Annotated in this window: 25 protein-coding genes; 6 read left to right on the forward strand and 19 right to left on the reverse strand. The window is 48.6% G+C overall.

Annotation, left to right across the window (positions count from 1 at the left end; translation table 11 throughout):
• Nucleotides 1-47 precede the first annotated feature (47 nt).
• On the forward strand, nt 48-1,949 hold the full coding sequence (locus tag CWB99_RS13165; RefSeq protein ID WP_138552098.1) for a beta-ketoacyl synthase: 1,902 nt from the start codon (nt 48-50) through the stop codon (nt 1,947-1,949).
• Between the two features lie 49 nt (nt 1,950-1,998).
• On the opposite strand, the gene fghA is transcribed toward CWB99_RS13165, so the two are convergent.
• Together fghA and CWB99_RS13175 are read right to left on the reverse strand one after the other, a co-directional pair.
• Complete coding sequence (gene fghA, locus CWB99_RS13170; RefSeq protein WP_138552097.1) at nt 1,999-2,841, reverse strand: S-formylglutathione hydrolase; 843 nt, start codon at nt 2,839-2,841, stop codon at nt 1,999-2,001.
• 9 nt (nt 2,842-2,850) lie between these two features.
• Nucleotides 2,851-3,975: an S-(hydroxymethyl)glutathione dehydrogenase/class III alcohol dehydrogenase gene (locus CWB99_RS13175; protein WP_054013831.1), complete on the reverse strand. Its 1,125-nt coding sequence runs from the start codon at nt 3,973-3,975 to the stop codon at nt 2,851-2,853.
• Between the two features lie 94 nt (nt 3,976-4,069).
• Here CWB99_RS13175 and CWB99_RS13180 point away from each other — a divergent pair, with 94 nt between their 5' ends.
• On the forward strand, nt 4,070-4,936 hold the full coding sequence (locus CWB99_RS13180) for a LysR family transcriptional regulator (protein WP_138552096.1): 867 nt from the start codon (nt 4,070-4,072) through the stop codon (nt 4,934-4,936).
• On the opposite strand, the gene CWB99_RS13185 is transcribed toward CWB99_RS13180, so the two are convergent.
• Complete coding sequence (locus CWB99_RS13185; RefSeq protein WP_138552095.1) at nt 4,933-6,594, reverse strand: SulP family inorganic anion transporter; 1,662 nt, start codon at nt 6,592-6,594, stop codon at nt 4,933-4,935. The two genes, CWB99_RS13180 and CWB99_RS13185, sit on opposite strands and share 4 nt — an antisense overlap.
• 168 nt (nt 6,595-6,762) lie before the next feature.
• On the opposite strand from CWB99_RS13185, the gene CWB99_RS13190 reads away from it, so the two are divergent.
• The 3 genes from CWB99_RS13190 to CWB99_RS13200 are packed head-to-tail and all read left to right on the forward strand — an operon-like array spanning nt 6,763 to nt 9,896.
• Complete coding sequence (locus CWB99_RS13190; RefSeq protein WP_138552094.1) at nt 6,763-7,974, forward strand: lipoprotein-releasing ABC transporter permease subunit; 1,212 nt, start codon at nt 6,763-6,765, stop codon at nt 7,972-7,974.
• Complete coding sequence (lolD, locus tag CWB99_RS13195; protein WP_138552093.1) at nt 7,967-8,665, forward strand: lipoprotein-releasing ABC transporter ATP-binding protein LolD; 699 nt, start codon at nt 7,967-7,969, stop codon at nt 8,663-8,665. Before CWB99_RS13190 ends, lolD begins: the two co-directional genes overlap by 8 nt.
• A 4-nt stretch (nt 8,666-8,669) precedes the next feature.
• On the forward strand, nt 8,670-9,896 hold the full coding sequence (locus tag CWB99_RS13200; RefSeq protein ID WP_138552092.1) for a lipoprotein-releasing ABC transporter permease subunit: 1,227 nt from the start codon (nt 8,670-8,672) through the stop codon (nt 9,894-9,896).
• A gap of 50 nt (nt 9,897-9,946) precedes the next feature.
• Here the strand turns inward: CWB99_RS13200 and CWB99_RS13205 are convergent, their stop codons facing one another.
• From CWB99_RS13205 to CWB99_RS13250, 10 genes are read right to left on the reverse strand one after another with little or no spacing between them, the layout of a single operon-like run.
• The gene (locus CWB99_RS13205) at nt 9,947-11,566 is read right to left on the reverse strand and encodes a bifunctional diguanylate cyclase/phosphodiesterase (RefSeq protein WP_138552091.1); all 1,620 of its coding nucleotides are present in this window, start codon (nt 11,564-11,566) and stop codon (nt 9,947-9,949) included.
• A 5-nt stretch (nt 11,567-11,571) separates the two neighbouring features.
• Nucleotides 11,572-12,636: a protein-glutamate methylesterase/protein-glutamine glutaminase gene (locus CWB99_RS13210; RefSeq protein ID WP_138552090.1), complete on the reverse strand. Its 1,065-nt coding sequence runs from the start codon at nt 12,634-12,636 to the stop codon at nt 11,572-11,574.
• Complete coding sequence (locus tag CWB99_RS13215; RefSeq protein ID WP_138552089.1) at nt 12,633-13,436, reverse strand: CheR family methyltransferase; 804 nt, start codon at nt 13,434-13,436, stop codon at nt 12,633-12,635. Before CWB99_RS13215 ends, CWB99_RS13210 begins: the two co-directional genes overlap by 4 nt.
• A gap of 6 nt (nt 13,437-13,442) precedes the next feature.
• Nucleotides 13,443-13,988 (reverse strand): chemotaxis protein CheW, encoded by a 546-nt coding sequence (locus CWB99_RS13220; protein ID WP_249331887.1) that lies wholly within the window; start codon nt 13,986-13,988, stop codon nt 13,443-13,445.
• 1 nt (nt 13,989) lies between these two features.
• On the reverse strand, nt 13,990-14,559 hold the full coding sequence (locus tag CWB99_RS13225; RefSeq protein WP_138552088.1) for a chemotaxis protein CheW: 570 nt from the start codon (nt 14,557-14,559) through the stop codon (nt 13,990-13,992).
• 6 nt (nt 14,560-14,565) lie between these two features.
• On the reverse strand, nt 14,566-16,545 hold the full coding sequence (locus CWB99_RS13230; protein ID WP_171045335.1) for a methyl-accepting chemotaxis protein: 1,980 nt from the start codon (nt 16,543-16,545) through the stop codon (nt 14,566-14,568).
• A gap of 22 nt (nt 16,546-16,567) precedes the next feature.
• Entirely contained in the window at nt 16,568-18,658 is a 2,091-nt protein-coding gene (locus tag CWB99_RS13235; protein WP_138552087.1) for a chemotaxis protein CheA, read from the reverse strand.
• Nucleotides 18,659-18,660: 2 nt separating this feature from the next.
• Complete coding sequence (locus CWB99_RS13240; protein ID WP_138552086.1) at nt 18,661-18,942, reverse strand: STAS domain-containing protein; 282 nt, start codon at nt 18,940-18,942, stop codon at nt 18,661-18,663.
• A gap of 5 nt (nt 18,943-18,947) precedes the next feature.
• Complete coding sequence (locus CWB99_RS13245) at nt 18,948-19,316, reverse strand: response regulator (RefSeq protein WP_138552085.1); 369 nt, start codon at nt 19,314-19,316, stop codon at nt 18,948-18,950.
• Between the two features lie 21 nt (nt 19,317-19,337).
• Complete coding sequence (locus CWB99_RS13250; protein WP_138552084.1) at nt 19,338-20,477, reverse strand: methyl-accepting chemotaxis protein; 1,140 nt, start codon at nt 20,475-20,477, stop codon at nt 19,338-19,340.
• Nucleotides 20,478-20,659: 182 nt separating this feature from the next.
• On the opposite strand from CWB99_RS13250, the gene CWB99_RS13255 reads away from it, so the two are divergent.
• Nucleotides 20,660-21,091 carry a DUF4826 family protein gene (locus tag CWB99_RS13255; protein WP_138552083.1) on the forward strand — a complete coding sequence of 144 codons (432 nt, stop codon included), beginning with the start codon at nt 20,660-20,662 and terminating at the stop codon, nt 21,089-21,091.
• On the opposite strand, the gene CWB99_RS13260 is transcribed toward CWB99_RS13255, so the two are convergent.
• From CWB99_RS13260 to CWB99_RS13285, 6 genes are all read right to left on the reverse strand, one after another.
• Nucleotides 21,075-21,533 (reverse strand): GNAT family N-acetyltransferase, encoded by a 459-nt coding sequence (locus CWB99_RS13260; RefSeq protein WP_138552082.1) that lies wholly within the window; start codon nt 21,531-21,533, stop codon nt 21,075-21,077. The two genes, CWB99_RS13255 and CWB99_RS13260, sit on opposite strands and share 17 nt — an antisense overlap.
• 122 nt (nt 21,534-21,655) lie before the next feature.
• Nucleotides 21,656-22,810, reverse strand: a complete 1,155-nt coding sequence (locus tag CWB99_RS13265; RefSeq protein WP_138552081.1) for a cupin domain-containing protein — start codon at nt 22,808-22,810, stop codon at nt 21,656-21,658.
• Between the two features lie 80 nt (nt 22,811-22,890).
• Nucleotides 22,891-24,261: an adenylosuccinate lyase gene (gene purB / locus CWB99_RS13270; protein WP_138552080.1), complete on the reverse strand. Its 1,371-nt coding sequence runs from the start codon at nt 24,259-24,261 to the stop codon at nt 22,891-22,893.
• 35 nt (nt 24,262-24,296) lie between these two features.
• On the reverse strand, nt 24,297-24,899 hold the full coding sequence (gene hflD, locus CWB99_RS13275; RefSeq protein WP_138552079.1) for a high frequency lysogenization protein HflD: 603 nt from the start codon (nt 24,897-24,899) through the stop codon (nt 24,297-24,299).
• Entirely contained in the window at nt 24,899-25,999 is a 1,101-nt protein-coding gene (gene mnmA, locus CWB99_RS13280; RefSeq protein WP_054013814.1) for a tRNA 2-thiouridine(34) synthase MnmA, read from the reverse strand. Before mnmA ends, hflD begins: the two co-directional genes overlap by 1 nt.
• 107 nt (nt 26,000-26,106) lie before the next feature.
• Nucleotides 26,107-26,766 carry a pseudouridine synthase gene (locus tag CWB99_RS13285; protein WP_138552078.1) on the reverse strand — a complete coding sequence of 220 codons (660 nt, stop codon included), beginning with the start codon at nt 26,764-26,766 and terminating at the stop codon, nt 26,107-26,109.
• Nucleotides 26,767-26,838: the final 72 nt, after the last annotated feature.

Below are 26,838 nucleotides of genomic sequence, written 5' to 3' on the forward strand. Positions count from 1 at the left end.
CTTCGTTCTAAAATCGGATTATGAGTTTTAGTAGATAAGAGATTGATATGACAGCATTACCAATTATTGTGGGCATGGGAGGCGTAAACGCCTCCGGCAGAACCTCATTCCATCAGGGGTATCGCCGTATTGTATTAGACAGCCTGGATGATGCTGCGAGGCAGGAAACCTTTTTGGGTCTGGCAACTTTGATGAATTTGGTATCGTTGCAGGGCTCTGAACTGGTTACTGCAGATGGTGAAGTTGTGAGCCCGGATCAGATTGAATCTCTGTTTGGTCGCCAGATCATAGAAGGCACACTGATCCGAAAAATTGAAAAAAATCACTTTGACGTTGACGCAACACACTGGCAGCAGAAATTGACTATGCAGGCAAGTGACGATAGTGGTCTGACTTTCACCTGCCGTAAACGTGACTTACCAACGCCGGTTCCATCTAGCTGGCAATTAGAGTTTATTGACGAAAAAACAGTTCAGGTGTTCATTCCTGAGCAGCTGGAAGTGAAAGTTGACAGTCACAGAGATAACCCTATTAAAGCGGCTGGTCAGCTGCCAACCGGGTTTGAACCGTCAGTGATGTATAATAGCCGTTATCAACCGCGTGGCCTCCAGGCAACGATTTTTGCTGCGACCGATGCGATACGTTCAACGGGATTAGACTGGCAAACAGTGATGAACAGCGTTGAGCCTGATCAGATTGGCACTTACTCAGCCTCAGTGGTAGGGCAAGTGAACGATGAGGGGCTTGGTGGGCTGATGCGTAGCCGAATGAAAGGCGAGCGGGTGAGCACTAAACAGCTAGCATTGGGTCTTAACACTATGTCGACAGACTTCATTAACGCCTATGTAACGGGTAGTGTGGGCACGACCTTTTCCACATCCGGCGCTTGTGCGACTTTCCTGTATAATTTGCGTGCGGCGGTCAATGATATTCAGGCGGGTCGTACCCGTGTTGCGGTCGTTGCCAGTGTGGAATGTGCACTTACTCCGGAGGTCATAGAAGGCTTTGGTAATATGGGGGCACTGGCAAACGAGGAAGGTTTACGTAAGCTGGATAATACCGAACAGGTCGACTATCGCCGAACCAGTCGTCCGTTTGGCGAAAATTGTGGCTTTACCATCGGAGAAGGGGCTCAGGTTACCATTCTGATGGATGACAAGCTGGCGCTGGAGCTGGGGGCCGATATTATGGGCTCAGTCGCCGATGTGTATGTCAATGCTGATGGTGTTAAAAAGTCAATTACTGCGCCGGGTCCTGGTAATTACATCACGATGGCGAAGTCTGTTGCTCTGGCAGAACAAATCGCAGGCACAGAAGCGCTGCAACAACGTAGCTTTATTCTTGCGCATGGCTCGAGCACACCACAAAACCGTGTGACAGAATCTTTCATTTACCATCGTATTGCAGAGACCTTTGGTATTGATGGCTGGAAAGTGGCAGCACCCAAAGCATTTGTGGGTCATACAATTGGCCCTGCATCGGGCGACCAGCTTGCCATGGCATTGGGCGTTTTTAGCCATCAAATTATGCCGGGCGTGACAACCATAGACGCAGTTGCTGACGATGTTTATGATCAACACTTGGATATTCGTACACATCATTACCCCTGTGGAGAAATGGATATTGCCTTTATTAACTCCAAAGGGTTTGGTGGTAATAACGCGACTGCGACAGTCCTGTCACCTGCGATGACGCTGAAGATGCTAACCAAGCGTTATGGCGAAGCTGAATTTGCACAGCACGGTGCAAAGCTGGCAGAAACAAAACAACAGCAAGCCAGCTATCAACAGGCGGCTGATCTCGGCCAGTACGAGCTTATTTATCGCTTTGGTAATGGCATGATCGATGAATCGCAATTGCAGTTGAGTAAAGAAGCGCTGGGTATTCCGGGCTTTGACAAATCAGTCAAACTGACAGTGAACAACCAGTATGGTGACTTGACCGTATAAAATACTATGTTAAGCAAACAAAAGGCGCGTCAGCGCCTTTTTTTATGGTTCATTTCAGATACTGAGCGTGAAAATCCAGATGCGCATCAATGAATGACGAAATAAAGAAGTAGCTGTGGTCATAACCCGGGTGCATCGTCAGTGTAAGGGGGTAGTCCGCAGCCTGAGCCGATTTAACCAGAGCTTCTGGCTTAAGCTGCTCATCAAGGAACTGATCGGCCTCGCCCTGATCAACGCGAACAGGCACCTTCAGACTGTCCTTGCTATGTTCGAGTAAGTGGCAGGCGTCATAGGCCAGCCAGGCTTTATGCTCTTCACCCAGGTAGCCTGAAAATGCTTTTTTACCCCACGGGCAATCTGCCGGGTTAGAAATAGGGCTAAATGCAGAGATACTGCAATAGCGCGATGGGTTTTTCAGCCCGACGACCAGTGCACCATGACCGCCCATAGAATGACCCGCAATGGCACGCTTTTCAGAAACCGGGAACTGCTGTTCGATCAGCGCAGGTAACTCTTCGCTTACGTAGCTGTACATCTGATAGTGTTTATCATAGGGGGCTTGTGTGGCGTTGATATAAAAGCCTGCTCCCAGACCAAAGTCATAGCTCTGCTGGGGGTCGTCAGGTACATCTTCTCCGCGCGGCGAGGTGTCCGGTGCCACAATGGCGATACCTAACTCATTGGCCCGCTTAAATGCACCGGCTTTTTGCATGAAGTTCTCGTCAGTGCAGGTCAATCCTGACAGCCAGTAAAGTACAGGCACTGGCTGGGTGTTATCTACCTGCTCTGGCAGAAAGATAGCAAAGGTCATGTCACACTGAGTGTGCTGACTTTGGTGGCGATAGCGTCGATGCCAGCCACCGGCGACCCTGTTCTCACTCACTAATTCCATATGCTTCCCTTAGAAATGGATAACAGAACGAATACTTTTGCCCTGATGCATCAGATCAAAGGCCTCGTTGATATCATCGAGTGACATGGTATGAGTGATGAAATCATCCAGTTTAAACTCACCTGCGAGGTAGCGCTCGACGATTTCTGGCAGTTCGGAGCGACCTTTAACTCCGCCAAATGCGGTGCCACGCCAGACTCGGCCTGTGACCAGCTGGAAAGGACGAGTAGAGATTTCCTGACCTGCACCAGCAACGCCGATGATGACAGATTCGCCCCAACCTTTATGGCAGCATTCGAGTGCACTGCGCATTACATTGACGTTTCCAATACACTCAAATGAAAAGTCCACGCCACCATCGGTCATCTCTACGATGACTTCCTGAATGGGTTTGTCGTAATCATTCGGATTAATAACGTCTGTTGCGCCGAGTTTTTGTGCCAGTGCATACTTGTCTGTGTTGATATCCACGCCTATGATCCGGCTCGCACCCGCCATAACTGCACCTATCACAGCTGACAGGCCGATCCCACCAAGCCCGAAGATAGCCACTGTATCACCAGGTTGGACTTTTGCGGTATTCATGACAGCGCCCATGCCTGTGGTCACGCCACAGCCTAGCAAGCAGATCTCTTCAAGGGGGGCACTTTTATTTACTTTTGCCAGAGAAATCTCGGGCAGTACTGTGTACTCAGAGAAGGTCGAGGTGCCCATGTAGTGATAAATCGGCTCACCATCTTTGTAGAAACGTGTGGTACCGTCCGGCATAACACCTTTACCCTGGGTCGTACGGATTTTTTGGCACAGGTTTGTTTTACCTGAGGTACAGAACTTACATTCACCGCATTCAGGTGTGTATAGTGGGATAACATGATCGCCAACCGCCACGCTGGTCACACCTTCGCCCACAGCCTCGACAATACCGCCCCCTTCGTGGCCTAAAATAGCCGGGAACACGCCTTCAGGATCGTCGCCAGACAAAGTGAATGCATCTGTGTGACACACGCCGGTGGCAACGATTTTGACTAATACTTCGCCCGCCTTGGGCATCATTACATCCACTTCCTCAATGCTCAGTGGTTGTCCTGGCCCCCAGGCAATCGCTGCCCGTGATTTAATAAACTCAGCCATCATTACTCCAGTTTTGTAGTGTGAAAACAAAAGTATAACTTGCTATGAGAGTTTGATAATCTTAAAAATTAAGAAAGACTTTTACGTATTTGTAATAATGGACAGATGGTCAGGTTTAGATGAATTTGTAGCGGTGGCGACCTGTGGGTCATTTACGGGAGCCGCACAACAGCTGGATACCTCCGTGGCACAGGTAAGCCGTCGAGTGAAGACCCTTGAATCAGAGCTCGGGTATCAGCTACTCACACGTACAACGCGCAACCTGGCTCTGACTCCGGAAGGTCAGGTATTTCTGAGTCATGCGCGGCTGCTGCAGCATGCCTACGAGGATGCGACGGCCGCTTTGCGGCAAAGAGATTCTCAACCGACGGGGAAAATCAGGATGACGGCCCCCGTGATGTATGGTGAGCAATATATTATGCCGCTGGTGCACCAATTTATGTGTCGCTTTCCTTCCGTGACTGTGGATATGGAGTTGACCAATGCCCAGTTGGACTTGGTAGAGCAGGGCGTGGACCTGGCGATTAGAATTGGCCAGCTTAAAGACTCGTCATTGCATGCGAAGCGTTTGTCTCAGCGGCGTACTTTGGTGTGTGTTTCTCCTGGTTACCTGAAACACCATCAGCCAATTAAGCACATCCGAGATTTAGCTGAGCACAATTGCCTGCTGGGCAATGCGCAGTACTGGCGCTTTATGGACCATAGTGTAGAACGGCATGTAAAAGTATCCGGAACTCTCAGATGTAACAGTGGCTGGGCCTTACTTGATGCGGCCAGGCAGGGATTAGGAGTCGTACAACTCCCCCATTATTATGTTCAGGAAGCCCTTGAATGTGGGGAGCTAGTGACAGTCTTGGATGACTTTACACCGATGGAGGAGGGGATCTGGGCGGTTTACCCACCCAGAAAATACTTGTCGACGGCTATTCGTGCACTTATCGACTTTTTAGCTGAGCAGCTCTAAGCTTCAATACTGTTTGCTTCCATGGCTTCCAGTGCTCTGCTCAGCGCCTGTTCGCGGCTGTTACAGAATGCATGCTCTCCCAGCTTACTGCGAATATCAAATTTCTGCAGCTGCTCGCTGGTGTCTTTATTTGGTGAGTAAATAAAGACCTGGCAATTCGCGTCCAGTGCGTCGCTGATGGCGTTTTCAATTGCCAGGCTGACGGTTACATCCAGCATGGCCACATCACTTAAATCGAGCACCATCGTCTTATACTCGCCAATATGGCGGTGCTGGCGGGTAATTGCTTTTGATACGCTGAAGATCATTGGCCCTGACAGGTAAAAAAACAACAGCTGGCCCTTGGCCTGTTCCAGCAATGCGCGCTCGTGTTTAGATAGCGGTACATCCTCATCGGCATCACTTATCGCTTTAACATGTTGTTCCTGAACACGACTAAGGCGTTCGATTACCATAATATTGGAAATAAACACACCCAAACCAACAGCAACCATCAAGTCGACAAATACGGTGAGCAGCATAACACCGTACATGATGGCCATCTGGCTAATACTGAGTTTGTGCGCGCGCTGGATAAAGCTCCAATCGAGAATGTTAATGCCGACATAGACGGCGATACCAGCCAGTACAGCCATCGGGATTGGTTCGGTCAGGCTGCCTGCAACAAAGACAACGGCCATCAGGATCAGTGCCCGGAAGATACCGGCCAGCGGAGAGCGTGCACCTACCTGAATATTTACCACGGTGCCCATCGTGGCACCGGCACCTGGTAACGCACCAAAAAAGCCTGCAATCATGTTTGCAATACCCTGACCACGAAGCTCTTTGTCTGAGTCATGCTCGGTACGGGTCAAACTGTCTCCAATGACGGCTGTCAGTAATGTGTCTATACACCCAAGTGTGCCCAGCACCAGTGCGTCGATGACCATTTCAGTAAACAATTCCGGGGTAAAAGTCGGCCAGACAATCTCAGGCAGGCCGCTGGGAATTTCACCAATTCTACGAATGCTGTCGGTATCAAAAAGCAGGATAGATATCAGGGTAACGACGACTAGAGCAACTAGCTGAGCGGGTACGTACTGGCGGTACTTCTTTGGCATGTAGAAGAGGACACCCAAAGTCAGAAGACCTAAAAAGAGCTCGGAGAAATGTAGGTTGAGAAACAGGTCTGGAAATGCAGATAAGGTCCCGGGTACACCTCCGGGAGGGGCCTGATGACCCAGCAGTGGTGCCAGTTGCAGGATGATCAATATAACGCCAATACCTGACATAAACCCGGAAACCACGCTGTAGGGCATTAAAGTGACATATTTACCAAGCTTGAGTGTACCTAGTAATATTTGAAATGCCCCGGCCATCATTACCACTGTGAAGGCCATTGCCGGTCCTGCTTCAGGGTACTTTGATACCATAGTGGTCAGTACTGCTGTCATTATGACCGTCATCGGGCCAGTTGGCTCTGAGATCAGGGAAGTTGAACCGCCAAACAAGGCAGCGAAGAGGCCAACGAGAATTGCGCCCCACATACCGGCTTCAGCTCCGGCTCCGGATGCCACGCCAAAGGCGAGGGCGAGTGGTAGGGAAATGATTGCAGTGGTCACACCACCGAACAAATCTCCCTTGAAATTCATATGTTTAAATCTTGATAACGAAAACATTGAAGGTCCATACCGCGAGATTTGCCGCATTCTACACTAAAACCTAGTGTAATTTAGAGCCACAATTAAAAAAATTTTACATTTTTTTTTGGGGCCAAAGGTATGACCCCGCTTTCTTGATTGTGCTAGTATCGTGCACTGAACTTATATATAGAAAAATAAACTATTATGTTTCAGCCTGTTAGCCTTTTTATAGGGCTCAGATACAGCCGTGCCACAAAAGGTAACGGGTTCGTGTCTTTTATTTCGTTTTTTTCCATTGCCGGTATTACACTTGGCTTAATGGCACTAATCACGGTCAGTTCCGTGATGAACGGGTTTGAGCAGAGCCTTAAAAACGCCATGCTCGACTTGATCCCCCATGTACAGCTGCATAAGTCGTCAGAAGACCAAAAGACTGGTGCGGCGCAGTTACTAGATAAATTAGCCACTTTACCTGAGGTTAAACGGGTTACACCTTATGTTACCAGTGATGTGATCCTGCAGACCAACAAAGATCTGGTTGGGGTACGACTACAGGGCGCTTTCAGTGGTTATCCTTCCGCACTCGAGCCCCATGTCGAAGCGGGCAGCATAGCGCAATTTCGTGAGCAGAAATATCAACTGGCATTGAGTCGCTACCTGGCAAACCAACTGGACGTGCGTTTAGGGCAAAAAGTTCGGGTCATCATGCCGGATATCAGCAGCTACACACCAATGGGACGGGTTCCCAAGCAGCGCTTGTTCACTGTGGCGTTGATCTATAACACGCGCAGTGAAGCCGATGTCAACTTGGCTTTTGCCGATGGTAAGAGTTTGCAACGTCTGCTTAAGCGCAAACCAGCAGACTTTGATATCAGTATTACCCTCAAAGATGCGTTTGCCGTTAATGAGTTCAAAACCACACATGCTCCACTGCTGTCAGGGCTGACGTATTCAGACTGGCATGTACAACAGGGGGCGCTATTTGCTGCTGTGGCGATGGAAAAACGTATCATGTCTCTGTTACTCGGGCTGATTGTGATTGTCGCGGTCTTTAATATTGTTTCTGCTTTATCCATGATGGTCAGTGAAAAGCAGGGCGAAGTCGCTATTTTACAAACTCTGGGATTGACACCGAGTGCCATCGCTCGGGTATTTATGGTTCAGGGGTTGTATAACGGTTTAGTTGGGACCCTATTGGGCACGGTATTTGGGTATCTGCTGGCCAGCAATATCAATGAAGTGGTAGCACTTAGCGGCTTGTCCTTACTTGGTGGTGCTGAGTTACCAGTTAGGTTCGACTGGTTGAGTTTGAGTCTGATAGTTGCAACCAGTTTGTTATTGAGTTTTCTAGCAACATTGTATCCGGCGTTTAAAGCCGCAAAAGTGCTTCCTGCTGAGGTGTTAAGGTATGAGTGATTTAGTAATTGAATGTCAGGGTCTGAACAAGGCCTATGATGAAGCGGGGCAGCAGGTTGAGGTGTTAAAAGGAGTCGAACTGGCGCTTGCACAGGGAGATATGCTGGCGATTGTTGGCAGTTCAGGATCGGGTAAAAGTACCTTGCTACATATTCTTGGTACACTGGATACTGCCAGCAGTGGCACAGTTCAAATTAAGGGCACAGATGTCGCCAGCTTGTCGCGTCGCAAGCAAGCCGATTTTCGCAACCAAAACCTGGGCTTTATCTATCAGTTTCATCATTTGTTGATGGATTTCACTGCGCTTGAAAATGTCGCAATGCCGCTGCTGATATCGGGTCAGTCGCCCAAAGCAGCGCATGCTCAGGCTGAGGAAATGCTGGATAAAGTGGGACTGGCACATCGCGGCGGTCATCGTCCATCTGAGCTATCCGGTGGTGAACGTCAGCGCGTGGCGATTGCCAGGGCACTGGTCACCCGCCCAGCCTTGGTACTGGCGGATGAGCCGACGGGGAACCTGGATAAACAAAATGCGTTGAAAATTTATACCTTACTCAAGGAGCTTAACCGGGAGCTGAAGACCAGCTTTGTGGTGGTGACACACGATCTGGAGCTTGCTGCTAAGCTAGGTCGTGCAGTGGCACTGGATGACGGTGTTCTGGTAGAACAGACGTTACAAAGTGAGGCTTAGTGCAATGCTGAGTATATTTATCAGTAACCGGTTACGTGCTTCCAAGCATCAGGCCGGGTTGATCGGGTTTTTGAGCAAATCGTCAACGCTTGGTGTGATGCTGGGTGTGGCCGTATTGATTGTCGCATTATCTGTCATCAATGGATTTGAGCAGCAGCTAAAGATCCGCTTGTTGTCTGTGGTGCCGCATGTGGCTTATCAAGCTCCTTACGACCCGATTTCAGACTGGCCTGATAAGGTTCGTCTACTGGAGGCGCAACCAGGCATTGTTGCAGCAGTGCCAGAGATCACTGTTACAGCCATGGTGCAGTTCCGCGGTGAGTTGAAAGCCGCTGAAGTGAAAGGAGTTGATTTTAACTCTCACCATAGTGTCTCGGATGTAGGTCAGTTTATCAGCGAAGCGTCACTGTCTGAATTGTCCGGGGATGATATTGTGTTGGGTCGGCATATCGCCGAGGAGCTGGGGCTAACGCGCGGTGATAAACTCACGCTATTGGTGGCCAATCCTCAGGCTGATTCTCCCCTGGCGGCACCAAAGCGGTTAAACTTTATATTGGCTGGAACCATTGATATGGGTGGGCCAATTGACCGCTCATTAGCCTTGGTATCGGTGAGCAGGTTGCAACAGGCAATGGGGCTGGCTGAGGACCAAGTTACCGGACTGCGCGCAAAAGTCGATGATGTTTTTTCGGCCCATCAAGTTGCGATGTCTGCGGGCAGAGCGTTACCCGATCTGGTTTATGTTAACAGCTGGTTTCGTACCCAGGGCAGTCTTTATCAGGACATACAGATGGTCAGAACCATAGTCTACCTGGTGGTGTTTTTGATAATTGCAGTCGCCAGTTTTAACATAGTGTCTTCCATGGTGATGGAAGTAAAGGAAAAGCAGGCGGATATCGCCATTTTAAAAACCATGGGTGCGAAAGACAGCACTATATTTGCTACCTTCGCTATACAGGGGGTAAGTTATGCGCTCATCGGGGCACTGGTTGGCCTGTTTATTGGCATTGTGTTGGCATTGAATATCTCAGACTTATTCCGTGCCTGGGTTGAGATGGATGGGGATAACCCGCTTCAGGGAGTATACTTTATAGAGTTTTTGCCCAGTCAGTTGATGTGGTTTGATGTCGTGGCCGTGTTGTCTATCACTCTGGTGATTGCCGTATTGTCCTGCCTGTATCCAGCGTGGCAGGCTGTCAAAGTCGACCCCGCCAGAGTTCTGGGTGGTTAGGACTAATAAAGTACTCACAACGCATATGTAATGTATGCGTTTTGAGTGCGTTACTCTTCAAAGTGTAGGTAGCTTGACTTGTCGGCGACAACATAGTCTACAAAATCTTCAATACTCAATGGCTTGCTGTAGTAATAGCCCTGTACATATTCAACGCCTTTGGCCTTGGCGTAAATCATCTGATCTAAGTGTTCAATGCCCTCTGCAACCAGAGGTTTATCAAGATTTTTTGCCAGTGACACGATGGAATTAAATAAGGATTGCATTTTTCCGTCACTGACAACGTGCGTAACGAAGGCCCGGTCTATTTTTATCTCGTCGAAATGCAGTTTGCACAAGTAACTCAAGCTGGAGTAGCCAGTGCCAAAGTCATCTATGGATATCATCAGCCCCTGACTTTGCAGTTTCTGTAAAATCTCATTAATGTAATTAAAATTGTCAATCAGGGCCGACTCAGTCAGCTCTAGTTTAATCTTAGCGGGATTGAGTGCCAGTCTGTCCAGAGCTTGCAGCAGTCGGGTGGTAAAGTTAACATCGAGAATTTCTACAACGCTGATATTAATGGCGAAGCGAAACAAACTGGCTTCAATTTGCTCTTCGGCCAGCAGCGCCTTTAATACGTTGATCTGGCTTAGCGTAAAGTGCGTAAGTTTGTTGATTTCTCCTGTACTTTCTATGACAGGAATAAACTCAGTAGGCGGAATAGGTTGGCCGTCAAGCTCCCAGCGCATCAGACATTCCGCACCAATCAGGCGTTCGGTTTTGGTGTCATGTATTGGCTGAAAGACGACTTCAAAACTGTCCTCAAGATTGCCTTGATAAAGGGCACTGCGCAGACCGGTTTCAATTTTGTTTTGTCGTTCAATCTGCTTGGCCAGCGTCTCTTTGAATTCTACCAGGCGATTATGATCCGCGAGCGAATCAAAGGTTGCCATTTCCGCTTTGTTGAGACTCAGCTCATGGTCGTCGTCGGGTTGTTCTTTATAGTATCCAAGAGAGACATTGCTGTAGAAGCTGTTGCCGTTAAAGTTGAATGGCTCATTGAGCTGTTTGTACAGCGTTTCTATATTGATGGGCACAAAATGCGGAATAAACACGCAGTAACAATCGGAGGAATGTTTCGAAAAAATGCCCTTGTCGAACTCGCCCTGAAATCGCGCCAGGATCTCCATAAACACCAAGTTGGCGACGCCAATATTCCACACCTCTGAAATACGTTGAAAATTACAGATGCGGACGCAGCAAATGGTGCCCTGGTGAGGTTGCTCTTTAATTTTGCTGATGAAGGCATCCCGGTAGAGTAATCCGGTATGGGGGTCGCGGATAGCTAACTGTTTATTCAGGCGCCTGACAGAAATCAACTCTTCTATGGGCTCCAGCCGGATATAATGGAGATCATCTTGTCTGAAGCTATACAACTTGACCCAGGTAACACTGCTGTTATCAATACTGACGCCGAGCTCTATCTGGTCAAAGATAGGATCGAACAAGATCTCAGAAATACTGAGCTCTTTAAAATCTTCGTCAATAAACACCAGCTTTTGTGACAGGACATCGCCAGGTTTTAAATCCAGCATGCGCTGTGCTGCACCAGAGAGGGCTAGGATCTGGCCTTGCTCATCATAGCTGAGATAGGCAATGTCCAGAAGTTGACTCAGTTGCTTTTTCATACAGATCACCCAAGCGCTTTTTGGATCTGATAAGGGAGGTTACTTAGCGCATAGATTTTGTCGACGGCCCCCCTTGCGATGGCTTCTTTTGGCATGCCAAATACCACACAGCTGGCTTCACTTTCTGCAAAAGTGACCGCACCTTTTTGCTTCATTTCCAGCAAACCGCTGGCTCCGTCATTTCCCATACCGGTCAGGATCACGCCAATGGCATGGTTTCCTACCGACTGAGCCACAGAGCGAAACAGCACATCGACCGAAGGCTTATGACGGCTCACAAGTGGCCCATCGCGTATTTCTAAATAGTAGTCCGAGCCTTGACGTTTTACCAACATATGCTGCCCACCCGGCGCTATATAAACATGGCCGGGGCGGATCCGTACGGCGGTTTGTCCTTCCGTGACGGTATGTGGTGTGATGTCATTAAGACGTTGTGCAAACGCCGCCGTAAACTTGCCTGGCATATGTTGCACAATGACAATGGGAGGAGAATGAACTGGCAGTAGCTGGAGCAGCCGGGCAATTGCCTCTGTACCACCGGTAGAGGCACCTACGGCAATGACTTTCCCTGCGCTGTCGGGTGGTTGTGCGGTTTTGTGTGCAGGCAGTACTTCTTCTGTCGTATGCAATTCCCGAAACGTGCCTTCATCCAGATATTTTAGCTGACGAACTTTGGCTTTGTTAGCGGCTTTAATGGCATCAATGATCTGCGAGACCGAGTCGCTGTGCAGAAACTCCCCCAGCCCCTGAGTGGGTTTGGCAATGACATCGACCGCGCCACAGGCCAATGCCTCGATGGCAGTGGTGGTTTTTTCCTGCGCCAGCGCCGAGCAGATGATCACCGGCGTAGGACGTTCCTGCATGATTTTTTTCAGGAAGGTTAAGCCATCCATTTTTGGCATCTCCACGTCCAGCAAGATAACATCCGGCCAGTTGAGCTTCATTTTTCGCTCGGCAATGATGGGGTCCGGTGCTGTTCCACTGACATTTAAGGTGCGCTCATGGGCGATGACCTCACTCATGATCTGGCGCATCAGGGCAGAATCATCGATGATAAAGACGCTGGTCATAAGGCCACCTTCTTATAGATGCACGGACTCAGAGTTTGCAGGCATGCGGGCTTGTCACGCATGGCTTCCGAGTGTCCTAAAAAGAGTAAACCGCCATGGTTTAAACGTTTGATGATATTACTTAGGATGGCTTGTTGTTTGGGTTTGTCAAAATAGATCAGCACATTGCGTAAAAAAATAACATCAAAAGAGAAATCCACCGTGGTCAGGTTCAACAAGTTATCTTCCTGAAAACTACATTGTTTCTTCAGTGTGGAGATAAGCGTAAAATTATCGGCATTCTTGCCTGTTCCTTTCATGCAATAGCGGATCCGGTACCGTTTAGGGATCTTCCCTACGGTGGAAATCGCATAGCGGGCATCTCTGGCCATCAGCACCGACATTTCAGAAATATCCGTTCCGATAACATGCCAGGGTCGATTGTAAAACAGATCATCGAGGATCATGGCGAGTGAGTAGGCTTCTTCACCGCTGGAACAGGCCGCACTCCAGGCGCGGATTGGTGAATGTCTGGGGCGATTGTGTTGATAGTAGTGGTAAAGAAATTCAAACTGGGCCTGCTCGCGAAAAAAATAGGTCTCATGTGTGGTCAGCTTGTCGATGAAAATCTGTAGTTCATCTTTGCCCTCGGGCGTCAGTAATAATCGGTAGTATTTGCTAAAAGACGGACTGCGACTGGCGCGTAACCGGCTGGCAAGGCGACTGGCCACAATATCGGCTTTATTTTTACCCAGGCTTATCCCGGTATGTTGTTCAAACAGCCGATTGAGTTGTTGAAATTCCAGCGCTGAAATCGCCATAGAGACCTAGCGCTGGCAAAACCGGGTAAAAAACTCGGCCTGAGAGGACTTCAGCTGAGTATTGATTTCGCTGATATTGAGCACGCTTTTCATATCCAGCAAAATAGTGAGCTGATTATTGATCTTGGCCATTTTCCAGACGAAATGACGGGGAATATTGGCGCCAAATGAGGGTGAGTCTTCCAGCTGAGTACAATTAATGAACTGGATGGACATCACGCTGCTGACCAGCATGCCAAGTGTCATGATTTCATCCAGGCTGGGGTCGTAGAAGTCATACAATACAATACAGCTGTATTTGTTGTAGGGTTGAGGGTTTTTCAACATCAGGCGATGCTGCAGGTCCAGTACGGGGATCACGCTGCCCCGAACATTGATCACGCCTCGGATCACCTGATTGCACATGGGCACCATAGTAGTATCTGTCAGCTCAATAACCTCTTTGACTGACTCTATCGGAATGCCAAAGGTGTCGTTTCCGATAGACACGAGCAAAGAATGGAGCTCATCATTGCTTGCCGTATTTTCTGCCACCATAGTTTCTGAATTCATGCTAGGTCTCCTTAAACTGTGCGTTGGAGTCGGCATCAAGAGGCAGTTCAAATGACAGCTGTTTGTGTTGCTGCTGCAAGTCGTCAAACAACTGCATATCATCCAGCGTCAGTATTTTAGTGATGTCCAGTATGGTCATCAGGTTGTCTGTTAATTTGGCCAGACCATATACAAAACGACTATGAAACTGGCCGGCAATACTGGGCACCTGATCAATTTCGTGAGCCGGGATATCTAACACTTTGGTGACCATATCTACTTTCAGACCAACAGTAATATTTTGTGCTTTGTAGTTGCATTCAGCCACAATGATACAAGTGCGATTGGTGATGGCCTGTACAGGCTTGTTAAGCCTGACGGATAAATCAAATACCGGGATAACCAGCCCTCTGAGGTTGATGGCACCAATAATAAAATCGGGCGCCATGGGGATCTTGTCTACCTCAATGTACTCCATTATCTCCCTGACAATGGAAATACTGATTGAATACGACGCGCCGTTAAGTTCAAACGCCAGGTACTTATTGTGGTCATAAGCCGTGGTACCAGTGCTGGAAACTGAGTCATTCATAGCACATTACTCATCAAACGGGGTATAACCGTCTTCCCGACTATGACCGTTTTCATGGGCCATATGAGCAGGGCGCCCTTTACTGCCACGGCCGTTATTACTCAATTTAAAGTAACCGACGGTAGAGCGAATATCCCCGGTCTGGTCCTGAACCATTTTAGCGGTTGAGGCGAGCTCTTCTGAGGCGGAGGCATTTTGCTGGGCAATTTCATCAAGCTGGGCAACGGTGCGGTTGATTTCAGCAACACTGGTGCTTTGCTCGGTTGAGGCGGCGGTGATCTCTTGTACCAGATCGGCGGTTTTGCCGATGTTAGGCACCATTCTGTCGAGCATAGCACCGGCATGTTGGGCGATTTTAACACTGTTGTCGGCCAGTGTACTGATGTCCTGTGCGGCAACCTGAGAGCGTTCTGCCAGTTTTCTCACTTCATCTGCTACCACGGCAAAGCCTTTACCATGTTCACCGGCTCTGGCGGCCTCAATGGCAGCGTTCAGTGCCAGCAGGTTGGTTTTATAAGCAATGTCTTCGATAATACCAATTTTTTCGGCAATCTGTGTCATGGCCTGAACCGTGTCTTTTACCGCCTGGCCGCCATCGTTTGCTTCACTGCTGGACTGCTTGGCAATGTCATTGGTCATTTTCGAGTTCTCCGTATTCATCGAGATAGAAGAGCTCATTTGCTCCAGTGATGCGGAGGTTTCCTCAACGCTGGCAGCAAGCTGATTCGAGGTGGAGCTGAGCATACGGGAGGTGGTGCTGACTTCGTTGGTGCTGTGGGCGATGGACTCAACGGACTCCTGAATATCTAATAAAATGTTTTGCAGTCGCTCAATGAAGCCGTTAAAACTTTGTGCCGTCTGTCCTATTTCGTCATTGCCAAAATCCGGGATACGGCGGGTCAGGTCGCCTTCTCCTGAGCGCAGGTCCTCCGCGGCATCCGCGAGTGCATTAATAGGGAGCACAATCCCGCGGATCAAGAAGGCGGCGGTGGCGATAGCAAGCACAATGGCGACTATCAGCAAGCCCCACACCAGCTGGATACTGTCACGAGCGGCAGACATCAGGTCATTGAGAGAGGTGGTGCTTTCAGCAATGGCTTCGTTGGAGATCTTTTCCAGTATTTCCTCTATTTTACTGAAAATATCATGCTCGAGCCGGTCAACATCTTTAGACGCCTGGATTTTCTGTCTGGGGTCGTACATCGCGAAAATCTCTTTACCGCCGTTATAGAGCCCCAGATACATGCGTTCGATATCACCAATGGCTTTTATTTCCAGTGGTTTTCTCTCGAGCGGTTTGAGTTCTGCCAGAAAGTTGGAAAAGGTCCGTGCGTCTTTTTCGAACGCGGCGGTGGCACCCACTCGTCCCCGCATGTAGGCATTCAGCGAGCTCATCATGTCGCCTTGCTCGTCTATCAGCTCCAGGTAATAGCGTACGCCGGGTAAATCATCGTTAACCACTTCAGCAAAGTCACCGCTGCTGCCGGCATCAGCCACTTCTGCCTCTTTCTGTGAATCGAGCAGGCTTTCCAGTGGCTCTGCGAATTCGCGGTTGAGGTACTCATACTTTTCGACTGCTTTTTCCTCCTGAAGGGGATCAAAGCGATCAAAGATCAGTTCCTGGTTTTCGCTTGCATAACGGCGCACCAAATCCTCCAGTTGACGAATGTAGCTGGTATCAACAGAGTTGAGCCGTTTAAGGTCTTCCAGATAGTTTGTAAACTCACTGTAATTAGACAAAAAGTCTGCTTTTTCATCGGCTTCACCGGCAATGTATTCCAGCACATTGCTGTTCATGTCGCCAAGTTCATCGAGCATATTCAGTGCATAGATGGCTTCGGGGATGTCGGTTTGACCCACATCGGTGGCAAATCCTTCGATACGACCATTTTTCATTTGCACAGACACGGCAATCACCAACAGCAGCAGCCCCATGGTAAACATGGCCAGAATGATTTTGTTTTTGATGGTCAGATTCTTAAACATCTTTATGCTCCGATTTATCTGACTAATGCTTGAGTTCTAAGGACTCGTACATAGTAATTGCGGTGCGGATCAAGGCAGATACATCAAGAATAATGGCCACTTTGCCACTGCCGAGTATGGTAGCGCCGCTGATACATTTGAGGCCTTCGAACAGCCTCCCCAGAGGTTTTACAACAGTCTGAAACTCTCCTTGCAGCGAGTCCACGACCAGGCCAGCTCTAAGCGTGCCAAACTGGACGATGACCAGTGATTCCTTCGCGTGTTCAATTTGCTGCTCGATCCCAAACAGGGTGCGCAGACGAATAAAGGGCAGGACCTCAGTTCTGAGGTTAATGTAGTTTTTATCCTGAATATCGGATTCAGAAACCACCTCGTGTAGTTCCAGGCATTCAACCACGGTATCCAGGGGGATCACATAGTCTTCATCACCGACGGTAAACATAAATCCGTCTATGATGGATAAGGTCAGTGGCAGGCGAATGATAATCTTAGAGCCTAATCCTTTGGTGCTGTCGACTTCTACACTACCACGCAGGCTCTCAACATTGCGTTTCACCACGTCCATGCCCACGCCACGACCGGAAATACTGGTCACTGCAGCGGCGGTAGAGAATCCGGGTTCAAAAATCAGCAGATTGATTTCTTTATCCTGTAATGAGTGTTCTTGATTGAGTAAGCCATTTTCAATGGCCCGGGTCATTATCTTGCTTTGATCCAGCCCCTGACCATCGTCCTGAATTTCGATGACGATGGAGCCAGAATCATGGTAGGCCTTAAGCGTCAGCTGACCACATGTCGGTTTACCTGCGGCCAGTCGTTGTTCGGGTGATTCAATACCATGATCAATGGCATTACGAATAATATGCATCAGTGGATCGCTGACTTTTTCAACAAAGGTTTTGTCCAGCTCGGTGTCGGCGCCCACAATATTGAGCTCCACCTCTTTGCCCAACTCATCGGCCACATCGCGAACAACGCGTTTGAATTTATTAAAGGTTTCACCAATCTGGACCATACGCAGTTTTAATGAGCTGTCTCGTATGTTCTCAACCAGGCGTTCCAGCAGAGCCATGGCTTCAATCAGTGTTTCGTTACCCGTTTCGTGTGCCAGTAAATTGGTTCTGGCCCCCGTGATCACCATTTCCCCAACCTGATCGATCAATCGATCTAGCTTCATGGCTTCAACCCGAAGCGTTTTGCTCGTGTGAAGCTTATTTTTCTTCTTACCTTTTGTCTGAGCTGGTGGCTCGGTATCGTCTGGTATAGATGCTGGTTCCAAAGGCCGGGCCGGGAGGCGTGATTGCGTCAGTTGTGCCAAAGTGGCATGAAACTGAGCTGGGTCTGGAAAATGTTTTGCGCAATCTTCAATGGCGCTGTAGTGACACTGATCAGGTGGTAAAATCTCAACTACTGCATCATTTTTTATAAATTCGAAAATGTCCTCTATCACGCTTTTGCTCTGGCTGGTTTGAAATAACATCAAAAAGGCCAGGTAACAGGATTCAGGGTCGTAGGGTGTATCGGCATTGAGCGCAGTACAATTGGTGGCCACTTCAAGTGATTCTACTTCGTTGTTCAGAAAGTGGATAAATGGGTAAGGATCCAGACCGTTGCGCAGCACATTCTCGTTAGGCACGAAACATATAAACCAGGGTCCATCTTGCGACTGTGTTTCACTATCAGCATCTTTATTTTGCGGCGTGTCGACGTTGTCGGTAAATTCACTGAACTGCTTGGTTAACTCTGCAAGCTGGGTAAGTTGTTGTGCACTGGGCTCACTTTGGGATGCGGCCAGTTGGATCAATTCATCACATAAGTCACCGGTTTCCAGATATAAGGAAAGCAGGTCTTTGCTCATTTCCTTGTTACCAGCACGGACGTCATCCAGTACCGTCTCGGCAATGTGCGTCAGGCTCACGACGTAGTCAAAGCCAAATAATCCGGCACTGCCTTTAATGGTATGAATGGCGCGGAAGATAGCATTGATGGTCTCTTCCTGATCAGCACTGGCTTCACTGCTTTCGAGATCAAGCAAGCTGTTTTCCATCTCGGCCAGTAGCTCTTTTGACTCGTTGACAAAGGTGGTGATGGCGGCACTCAAATCAACAGACATAACTAAGGCTCACTCTTAGTGGCGCCTGAGAGAGGCACATTTAATAAAGACAGTCTGGCAGTGAGCAGATCGGATAAGACAAGGGTGCCTATCTGAACACCTGTGTTGCGGCAATAATTTACCAGCCAGATAGCCAGCTGGATCCCGGCGCTGTCGAGCTCTTCGATCTGGCTAAGATCCAGCGCTATCTGCTGTTTTCCTGCCAAAAAAGCGATGAGTTCCGTATGCACATCCTGTACTTCGTAGATGGTCAGCTCCGCAGGAAACTTAAAACACTCGGACATGGCTGTCACATCATCAGTAATTTAGATACGGCCTGAAGCATTTGTGCAGGCTTGAAGGGTTTGACCATCCAGGCCTTCGCTCCGGCTTTTTTGCCTTCTTCCATCATGCTTTGCTGGTTTTCTGTGGTCAGCATAATCACAGGGGTGAACTTGTACTGTGGGAGTTGTTTAACATTTTTGACGAATTCAATGCCATTCATATTGGGCATGTTGACGTCGCTGATGATGAGATGCACCTTATTGCCGGTGAGTTTACTCAGTGCATCTTTGCCATCACACGCTTCAATCACCTGATAGCCAGCACCTGTTAGCGCAATATTTACAACTTGTCTTAACGAATCGGAATCATCCACCACTAGTATGGTTTTGCTCATAACTTAGCCTCATGCTGTATGTCAGAAAAAAGTGAGATCGTCGACTGTATCGTCGCCCTTGTCATTCCTGGCATTGCCACTTTTAGCCGCCAGAATATGCCTTTGCTCTCGTGTTGCAGCTGTGCGCGATAACGCGTCACTGATCCTTTCATGATTGAATCGGGCGTTGGCACTGCTGCGACGCTGCGCGATAAACTCATCCAATTCTCGCGTCATAATATCCAGGGCAATCGTAACGCTGTCCTGGATCTGATCGACACGGTCCTGAAATTGTAAATCAACCAGTATTTCAGAGATTTTCTGCCGATTGTCCTCATTTGAGGTTTGCAGTACCTGCGCTTGTTGCTCTACGTTTTGTGATAAGGTGAGCCAGGTATCAATCACTTCATTAATTTGTTGCTGATATCTGTCAGTCAGGGCCTGGCGCTCTTCGAGCTCGCTTTCCATCATGGTCATAGAGCTTTGCATTGCCTGGGCAATAGTTTCGACCATCTTATTGATCTTAACCCCTGTCTCGCCGCTTGAATTAGCAAGCGCGCGCACCTCATCAGCAACAACCGCAAAGCCACGGCCATTGTCTCCGGCACGGGCGGCTTCAATCGAGGCATTGAGTGCCAGTAAATTGGTTTGCTCAGCAATTTTAGCGACGTCAATTGACATGGCCTGTAACTCTTTACTTTGCTCTACCATGGTTTTAAAGGTTTCTGTTCTTTGTTGCTGGCTGACGTTGGACTGTTCGAGATACGCGAGGATCTGAGTAAGTTGTTCACGGCTGTGCTGCGCTGTTTGCTGCAGGCTGTTAGCGCTGCTATCGTCCAGACTGCTGAGCGTTGAGCTTATATTGCTGACAAGCTGTGAAAATTCAGCGGACATATTATCGACGGCTTGCTTGGTTTGCTCACGGGCACTGTTAATCTGATCTCTCAGCTGAGGGGTAATGGTATGGCCAAGTTGTTCAAGGCAAGTCAGGTCGCTGTGTTGTCCATCTGAATTAGCCGATACGACAAGATCATCTGTGGGCGTTTGTGTTTGAGCTATACGATGGAGGATAAACAGCCCCAAGCCAGATAAGCCAGTCACAACCAGAGCAAAACCCCAGCCTGCCCCATACCAGGTGATGGCAAAAATCATGAACTGAATTGCGATGGAAAGCGGAAGCATATTGGCTCCACTGTGGCCACTGAAATAGTTCTTTAATACTAGTCAAGTCCATTTATTGTGCAAATGCTAATAATCACTCATCACCAAGCACAAGTCGCGCTCTGATTGAACGCCGAGGCAGCGCTTGCATCCGTTGGGCATAAGCCCTAAAGTAGGGGGAAAACGACAATGAAGTAAACAGAATGAATAAACAAGATACACCATTAAGTAATGAGCAACAGCAATTGCTTGCCCAATGGCAACAGACATCTTTGCAGGCAGCACAAAAATACCTGGCAGAAAAAGGTATACTGGGTTTGAATATTCTGGCGAAAGAGTCACGTATTCTGCCGCCAATTTGTGGTATATGGAAAGTTAAAGATAATTTAGGTAAAGGGTATTGGGTGATATCAGGTAAAGTCCCCACTGACGCTATGCCAGTGAGTGGCGCAGCAGACGCTCGCGCAGCACTCAAGCACTTTTCCTATCAGTGGCAACTCAAAGCGGATAAAATCCTAGCGGCGGAGCGCCCTGAGCAAGCCCAAGCAGAATATGCCAACATTTTGATTAAGCATGCGCATGGTTTATACGATCTGGCAAGCAAGGATCAAATCTGGCCTAATGCAGCATCGTAAAAGGCTCGCAATTCATTTCTTTCACCGGGCATTTCATACGCTGTCTTGGAATGCCTGCCTCCATAAATACGCTGCCTTGTTTAGAAAAGCCCGACTTCAGAAACGTTGGCACTTCATCCAGGATGCACTGCACAAACACATTCTCGTAGCCTTTCTGTTCAGCCAGAATGCTCAAAAAGCCAATTAAAGACTGGTAGGCCTCGCGATTTCGGTGCGCCCGAACAATCGCAATCCGACTTATCAAGCCATCACAGCATAGCCTGCCTGTTCCGATAGGGCACTGATTTTCGTCCCGCACCAGCACATGCTCTGCGGTTTTGTCGTGTTGATCAAATTCAACTTCTTTAGGTAGATGAAGCTCGTAAACAAAGACGCGTTCACGGATTTGGCGCAGTTGTCCCTGAGTTTTTTGCCAACTCACTCTATCGACGTGGTAATTCATGATTGCCTCGCATCAAACATCATAATCACGCCTGACCAAGGGACCAGCCTGTGCTCTTTATTATTAAGGCACCGAACTGGTCGATGCCCTTTATTGTGTGACTAACCCTTAGATTCAGGTAATTACACCCAGTCCTCAATGTAAAAGGACCCATCGTTAATAAGCGTAGTTAAAGTTTGTTTAAATTCCAAACATTCAATTGCGCTCAATAATGAGGAGATAGGAGTAGTTGCCTGATCTGTCAGCTGTTTCACCGCTGGTAAGACCTCAAGAGGAAGGGTAAAGTTTTGCCCATTTACGCTCAGTATCACAATTTGTGTCGTTACTTGATACAGTGCCCTGACCCCACCTGATCGCACCAGTACATCATCAGGTGAAATATCCTCCAGTAAAGCATCAGCGGTCAGTGGCGGATCCAGCGGTGCCAGGTCCATCTCGTGCTTAGGTTCACTCAAAGTACGGCCGAGCCATTCATCGAATATGTCACTGTCATGAAGCACTGATTCAAGCATACTGCGGATCTTACCTTTATCCTGGCTACTGATCTCGCCCAAAGAGTCACGCAACGTCAGATCCGGGTCACTGTACCGAGTTGAGCCGAGCTCGGAGTCTATCAGATGGTCTGCGAGACTGGAGAGCAGATCTCTTTGATCCGGCGCTCTGAAACCCACAGAATAGTTCATTGCATTCTCAACAGCATAGCCTTCGTGAGGGCAGCCAGGCGGAATATACAAAATATCTCCAGGCTCTAACTCTGCGTCTATGACAGCTTCGAACTGTTCTACCTGCAACAAACTCTTGTTTTGAGCAAATTGCTTCAGGCTTGCATCGGGCATACCGACACGCCAGCGTCGTTTGCCCTGACCCTGAATAATAAAGACATCGTACTGGTCGAGGTGCGGACCAACACCGCCCCCGGGCGTTGAAAAACTGATCATTAAGTCATCAATTCGCCAGTTTGGAATAAACCGAAAGGGCTCAAGTAAAGTCGCCGCCTGAGGATGCCAATGGTCAACCGCTTGTACCAGTAAAGTACTGTGTTGCTCGGTAAGTAAAGTGAAATCTTCAAACGGACCATGATGTGCATCCCAGTGATTGTCATGATTAGTGACAATACGCGACTCTATGTTTTCTTCCATTGCCAGACCGGCCAGCTCTTCTGGCGATAGGGGGTCGCTGAAATCCTTAAAGCCATGTTTGATAAGCAGCGGTTTTTTTTGCCAATACTGAGTAAGGAAAGCTGCCTCGGTGAGGGCATTGAGAGATAGCTGATACATAAAGGGCTCCAATAAAAAAGCGAAAGTTCGGCACTGCGCCGCAACTTTCGCTTCTCAGATTTAGGTGAGATTAACTCAGTTTAGTTTAACTCATCAATGAAAGCTTCGGCACGGCCAATGTAGTTGGCAGGCGTCATTAGCTTCATGTCAGCTTTAACTTGCTCTGGCAGGTCTAAACCATCGATAAACTCAGCCATAATCTCCTGGTTAACGCGTTTGCCACGTGTCAGCTCTTTGAGCTTCTCATACGGCTTTTCAATGCCGTATTTGCGCATGACTGTCTGAATTGGCTCCGCAAGCAGCTCCCAGTTGTCGTCCAGCTCAGCCAACAGGCGATCGGCATTCACTTCCAGCTTGCTGATCCCTTTTAGCGTTGCCTGGTAGGCGATCAGGGTATAACCCATACCAACACCCAGGTTGCGCAGTACTGTTGAATCAGTCAGGTCACGCTGCCAGCGAGAAACGGGTAGTTTCTGTGCAAGGTGAGTGAAAATGGCATTTGCAATGCCCAGGTTGCCTTCTGAATTTTCGAAGTCAATTGGGTTTACTTTATGTGGCATGGTTGAAGAGCCGATTTCACCAGCAATGGTTTTTTGCTTGAAGTGGTTCAGTGCAATGTAGCCCCACACGTCACGGTCAAAGTCGAGCAAAATGGTGTTGAAACGTGCCACAGCGTCGAACAGTTCAGCAATATAATCGTGCGGCTCGATCTGGGTGGTAAACGCGTTCCAGGTCAGACCCAGGCTGGTGACAAAATGCTCTGCATGGTTGTGCCAGTCATAATCCGGGTAAGCGCTCAGGTGTGCATTGTAGTTACCTACTGCACCATTGATTTTGCCTAAGATCTGCACGTTAGCGATCTGCTCACGTTGACGCTGCAGGCGCACATAGACGTTGGCGAATTCTTTACCCATAGTAGAAGGAGAAGCTGGTTGACCGTGGGTGCGGGTCATCATAGCAACAGATTTATATTCAATCGCTTTTTCCTTGATGGCTGCAAGCAGCTTATCACAGTATGGCAGCAGTACTTGGTCGCGTGCTTCACTCAGCATCAGACCGTGCGACAGGTTGTTAATGTCTTCTGACGTACAGGCAAAGTGAATAAACTCATTAACAGCCTGAAGCTCTGCATTGTCTGCCACTTTCTCTTTTAACAGATACTCAACGGCTTTAACGTCATGGTTGGTTGTGCGCTCAATCTCTTTGACACGCGCAGCATCGGCTTCGCTAAAGTTATCAACTATGCTATCCAGCAGGGCGTTTGCCTGCTCACTGAAGGCTGGAACTTCGTTGATCGCAGCTGCGTTAGCTAAGGCTTGTAGCCAACGTACTTCAACGGTCACACGGTATTTGATCAAGCCAAACTCACTGAAAATACTTCTCAGCTCACTGGTTTTGCTACCGTAGCGGCCATCCACTGGAGAGATAGCGGTTAACGCTGAAAGCTCCATAACTTCTCCTAACTAATTGGTTTTTTGAACGATATTTAAATATAACTTTGTGCAGCAGCGATGATTTTCTTCTTTGCAAAGAAGAACTGACGACGCTTACCTCCAAGCTGACGCCACAGCACTGCACTGCGGATCCCGGCCAACAGCAGGGCCCGGATCTGATGTTGTACATGAGATTGTTTAAGTAACTCGGGTTTACCAAAAATTTGAATCTTCGGTCCAACCGGACTCACTACCTGGCTGTAAATATCCGCAAGTGCCCCAACGATTTGCTCATCAACAATGTCGAAATGCTGCAACTGTCTGTCGAGCTGTTCGATGCGTTTGCCAAGTTCAGCCATGGCTTTGCTGTTGGCAGACAAAGCACGTTCCAGCTGCATCAGGCTGCCCACATATTTGACCATTTCTACATCTTTTTCGCCCTGAGCACTCAGCTGGTCCACCAAAGCACGGCAACCTTGCTTTACCGCGCCCGGGTCTTCGTAGACATCCTGTGGATTTTTTGGCGAAGTGATAGTGATGCTTCTTAATAAACTGGCTGTTTCATGGCCGTTAAAGGTGCCGTAGCGGGCACATTTTTGCACTAATTTTGCAACCTGGCACATGGCTGCCAATGGGATCACGACGTCTCGTTGCATTACTTGATCACCGATTCAATGATACCACCGCCAAGACACACATCGTCCTGATAAAATACCGCAGATTGGCCTGGGGTCACGGCCTTTTGTGGTTCATCGAATAACACCCGGGCCATGCCGTCCTGACCAACGAGTAATGTACAAGGAATGTCTTCCTGGCGATAACGGGTTTTAACTGTGCATCGGGTAGTACCTTGTGGACCGACACGGTCGACCCAGTGAAGTTGATTCGCATTGAGGCCATTGCTGAACAGGCGAGGGTGGTTTTTGCCTTGTCCAACGACCAGTACATTGCGCTCCACGTCTTTATCGACAACATACCAGGGCTCGCCGGAGCCTTCTTTCATGCCACCGATCAACAGGCCTTTACGCTGGCCAAGTGTGTGGTACATCAGGCCTTCGTGCTCACCAACATGGTTGCCTTCGCTGTCCTCAATTTTACCAGGTTGAGCCGGCAAGAATTTTTGCAGGAAGTCTTTGAACTTGCGCTCACCGATAAAGCAAATGCCTGTACTGTCTTTCTTATCATGCGTGATCAAATCTTGCTCTTCTGCAATACGGCGCACTTCCGGCTTTTCAATGTTGCCTACCGGGAACAGGGTTTGGGCTACGTGCTCATGGCTGAGTGTATACAGGAAGTAACTCTGATCTTTGTTATTGTCCAGGCCGCGTAACATGGCAAACTTGCCATCACGTTCCTCACGGCGCACGTAGTGGCCCGTTGCGATATAATCGGCACCCAGTGCCTCTGCAGCAAACTCAAGAAAAGCTTTAAATTTGATCTCTTTGTTGCACATGATATCCGGGTTGGGTGTGCGGCCAGCCTTGTATTCGGCTAAAAAGTACTCAAATACGTTGTCCCAGTATTCTGCAGCAAAATTGACAGTGTGTAGCTCGATGCCCAGTTTGTCGCAGACAGCCTGAGCATCTTTCAAATCTTCAGCAGCGGCACAGTATTCGTCATTGTCGTCTTCTTCCCAGTTCTTCATGAACAGGCCTTCAACCTGATACCCCTGCTGTTTTAGCAGGTAGGCAGAAACGGAGGAATCTACGCCGCCGGACATACCGACGATGACTTTAATTTGACTGTTATCGCTCATAAACTCGCTGTGTATTTTGATTACAAAAAAGTGAGCTGCATTATAGCATGTAAATCAAGGTGCCCGGAAGTCGCGGTTTGATTAATCCCAAGTTTTTCGCGGTGGGGTTATTTTGCCTTCACCACCTGATATTGACCGTTATCAATCCCATCCAGGGTATAGGGTCCGATCCGGTAACGTATTAGTCTCAGTGTGGGGTGGCCGACATGCGCTGTCATACGCCGAACCTGACGGTTACGGCCCTCAGATATGGTAATTTCAAGCCAGCTGGTGGGAATGTTTTTACGTTCACGAATAGGCGGATTACGTGGCCAAACGCCTGGTGCTGTGATCAGGTTAACCTTGGCGGGTCGGGTAGGACCATCTTTGAGGACGACGCCATCACGCAGTGCCTGCAAGGCAGCTTGGTCTGGCTCGCCCTCTATCTGGACCCAGTAGGTCTTGTCGGTTTTTTTACCCGGTTCAGTCAGCTTATGCTGTAAGCGGCCGCAATTGGTGAGCAATAGCAGACCCTCGCTATCACGGTCAAGCCTGCCAGCAGCGTATACGCCTTTTATATCAACAAAGTCAGCGAGTGTCTGACGGTTTTTATCGTCTGTAAACTGGCACAGAACATCAAAAGGCTTATTAAACAGCACCACCTTCACCTGATCCGGCGAAACCCTCGGCTTGGCTGTACGTTTAGGGCCTGGGCGTTGGTTGACCGGACGCTTAGCAGAGGTGCGGTTAGGTGTATGTGGTCGGTTTTTTTGGCGCGGTGCGGGCATGGTTAGATGTTTAGCTAGTGGAGCGATGGCGCGAGTGTAGCAAAGATTGAAGCCAAATAAAAAAGGTGGCTG

The sequence above is a fragment of the Pseudoalteromonas rubra genome, assembly GCF_005887095.1.
GTDB lineage: Bacteria > Pseudomonadota > Gammaproteobacteria > Enterobacterales > Alteromonadaceae > Pseudoalteromonas > Pseudoalteromonas rubra_E.

Bases quoted from the DNA above. Each gene is read 5' to 3' on its own strand.
- CWB99_RS13220 (WP_249331887.1), bottom strand. From the start codon at position 13,988: ATGAATTCAGAAACTATGGTGGCAGAAAATACGGCAAGCAATGATGAG.
- CWB99_RS13235 (WP_138552087.1), bottom strand. From the start codon at position 18,658: ATGTCTGTTGATTTGAGTGCCGCCATCACCACCTTTGTCAACGAGTCA.
- CWB99_RS13185 (WP_138552095.1), bottom strand. From the start codon at position 6,594: ATGTTTTCGTTATCAAGATTTAAACATATGAATTTCAAGGGAGATTTG.
- CWB99_RS13285 (WP_138552078.1), bottom strand. From the start codon at position 26,766: ATGCCCGCACCGCGCCAAAAAAACCGACCACATACACCTAACCGCACC.
- CWB99_RS13225 (WP_138552088.1), bottom strand. From the start codon at position 14,559: ATGAATGACTCAGTTTCCAGCACTGGTACCACGGCTTATGACCACAAT.
- CWB99_RS13165 (WP_138552098.1), top strand. From the start codon at position 48: ATGACAGCATTACCAATTATTGTGGGCATGGGAGGCGTAAACGCCTCC.
- CWB99_RS13180 (WP_138552096.1), top strand. From the start codon at position 4,070: ATGGACAGATGGTCAGGTTTAGATGAATTTGTAGCGGTGGCGACCTGT.
- CWB99_RS13255 (WP_138552083.1), top strand. From the start codon at position 20,660: ATGAATAAACAAGATACACCATTAAGTAATGAGCAACAGCAATTGCTT.
- CWB99_RS13250 (WP_138552084.1), bottom strand. From the start codon at position 20,477: ATGCTTCCGCTTTCCATCGCAATTCAGTTCATGATTTTTGCCATCACC.
- CWB99_RS13210 (WP_138552090.1), bottom strand. From the start codon at position 12,636: ATGACCAGCGTCTTTATCATCGATGATTCTGCCCTGATGCGCCAGATC.
- hflD (WP_138552079.1), bottom strand. From the start codon at position 24,899: ATGCAACGAGACGTCGTGATCCCATTGGCAGCCATGTGCCAGGTTGCA.
- CWB99_RS13260 (WP_138552082.1), bottom strand. From the start codon at position 21,533: ATGAATTACCACGTCGATAGAGTGAGTTGGCAAAAAACTCAGGGACAA.
- purB (WP_138552080.1), bottom strand. From the start codon at position 24,261: ATGGAGCTTTCAGCGTTAACCGCTATCTCTCCAGTGGATGGCCGCTAC.
- CWB99_RS13190 (WP_138552094.1), top strand. From the start codon at position 6,763: ATGTTTCAGCCTGTTAGCCTTTTTATAGGGCTCAGATACAGCCGTGCC.
- CWB99_RS13230 (WP_171045335.1), bottom strand. From the start codon at position 16,545: ATGTTTAAGAATCTGACCATCAAAAACAAAATCATTCTGGCCATGTTT.
- CWB99_RS13245 (WP_138552085.1), bottom strand. From the start codon at position 19,316: ATGAGCAAAACCATACTAGTGGTGGATGATTCCGATTCGTTAAGACAA.
- CWB99_RS13240 (WP_138552086.1), bottom strand. From the start codon at position 18,942: ATGTCCGAGTGTTTTAAGTTTCCTGCGGAGCTGACCATCTACGAAGTA.
- CWB99_RS13175 (WP_054013831.1), bottom strand. From the start codon at position 3,975: ATGATGGCTGAGTTTATTAAATCACGGGCAGCGATTGCCTGGGGGCCA.
- CWB99_RS13265 (WP_138552081.1), bottom strand. From the start codon at position 22,810: ATGTATCAGCTATCTCTCAATGCCCTCACCGAGGCAGCTTTCCTTACT.
- CWB99_RS13215 (WP_138552089.1), bottom strand. From the start codon at position 13,436: ATGGCGATTTCAGCGCTGGAATTTCAACAACTCAATCGGCTGTTTGAA.
- CWB99_RS13200 (WP_138552092.1), top strand. From the start codon at position 8,670: ATGCTGAGTATATTTATCAGTAACCGGTTACGTGCTTCCAAGCATCAG.
- fghA (WP_138552097.1), bottom strand. From the start codon at position 2,841: ATGGAATTAGTGAGTGAGAACAGGGTCGCCGGTGGCTGGCATCGACGC.
- CWB99_RS13205 (WP_138552091.1), bottom strand. From the start codon at position 11,566: ATGAAAAAGCAACTGAGTCAACTTCTGGACATTGCCTATCTCAGCTAT.
- lolD (WP_138552093.1), top strand. From the start codon at position 7,967: ATGAGTGATTTAGTAATTGAATGTCAGGGTCTGAACAAGGCCTATGAT.
- mnmA (WP_054013814.1), bottom strand. From the start codon at position 25,999: ATGAGCGATAACAGTCAAATTAAAGTCATCGTCGGTATGTCCGGCGGC.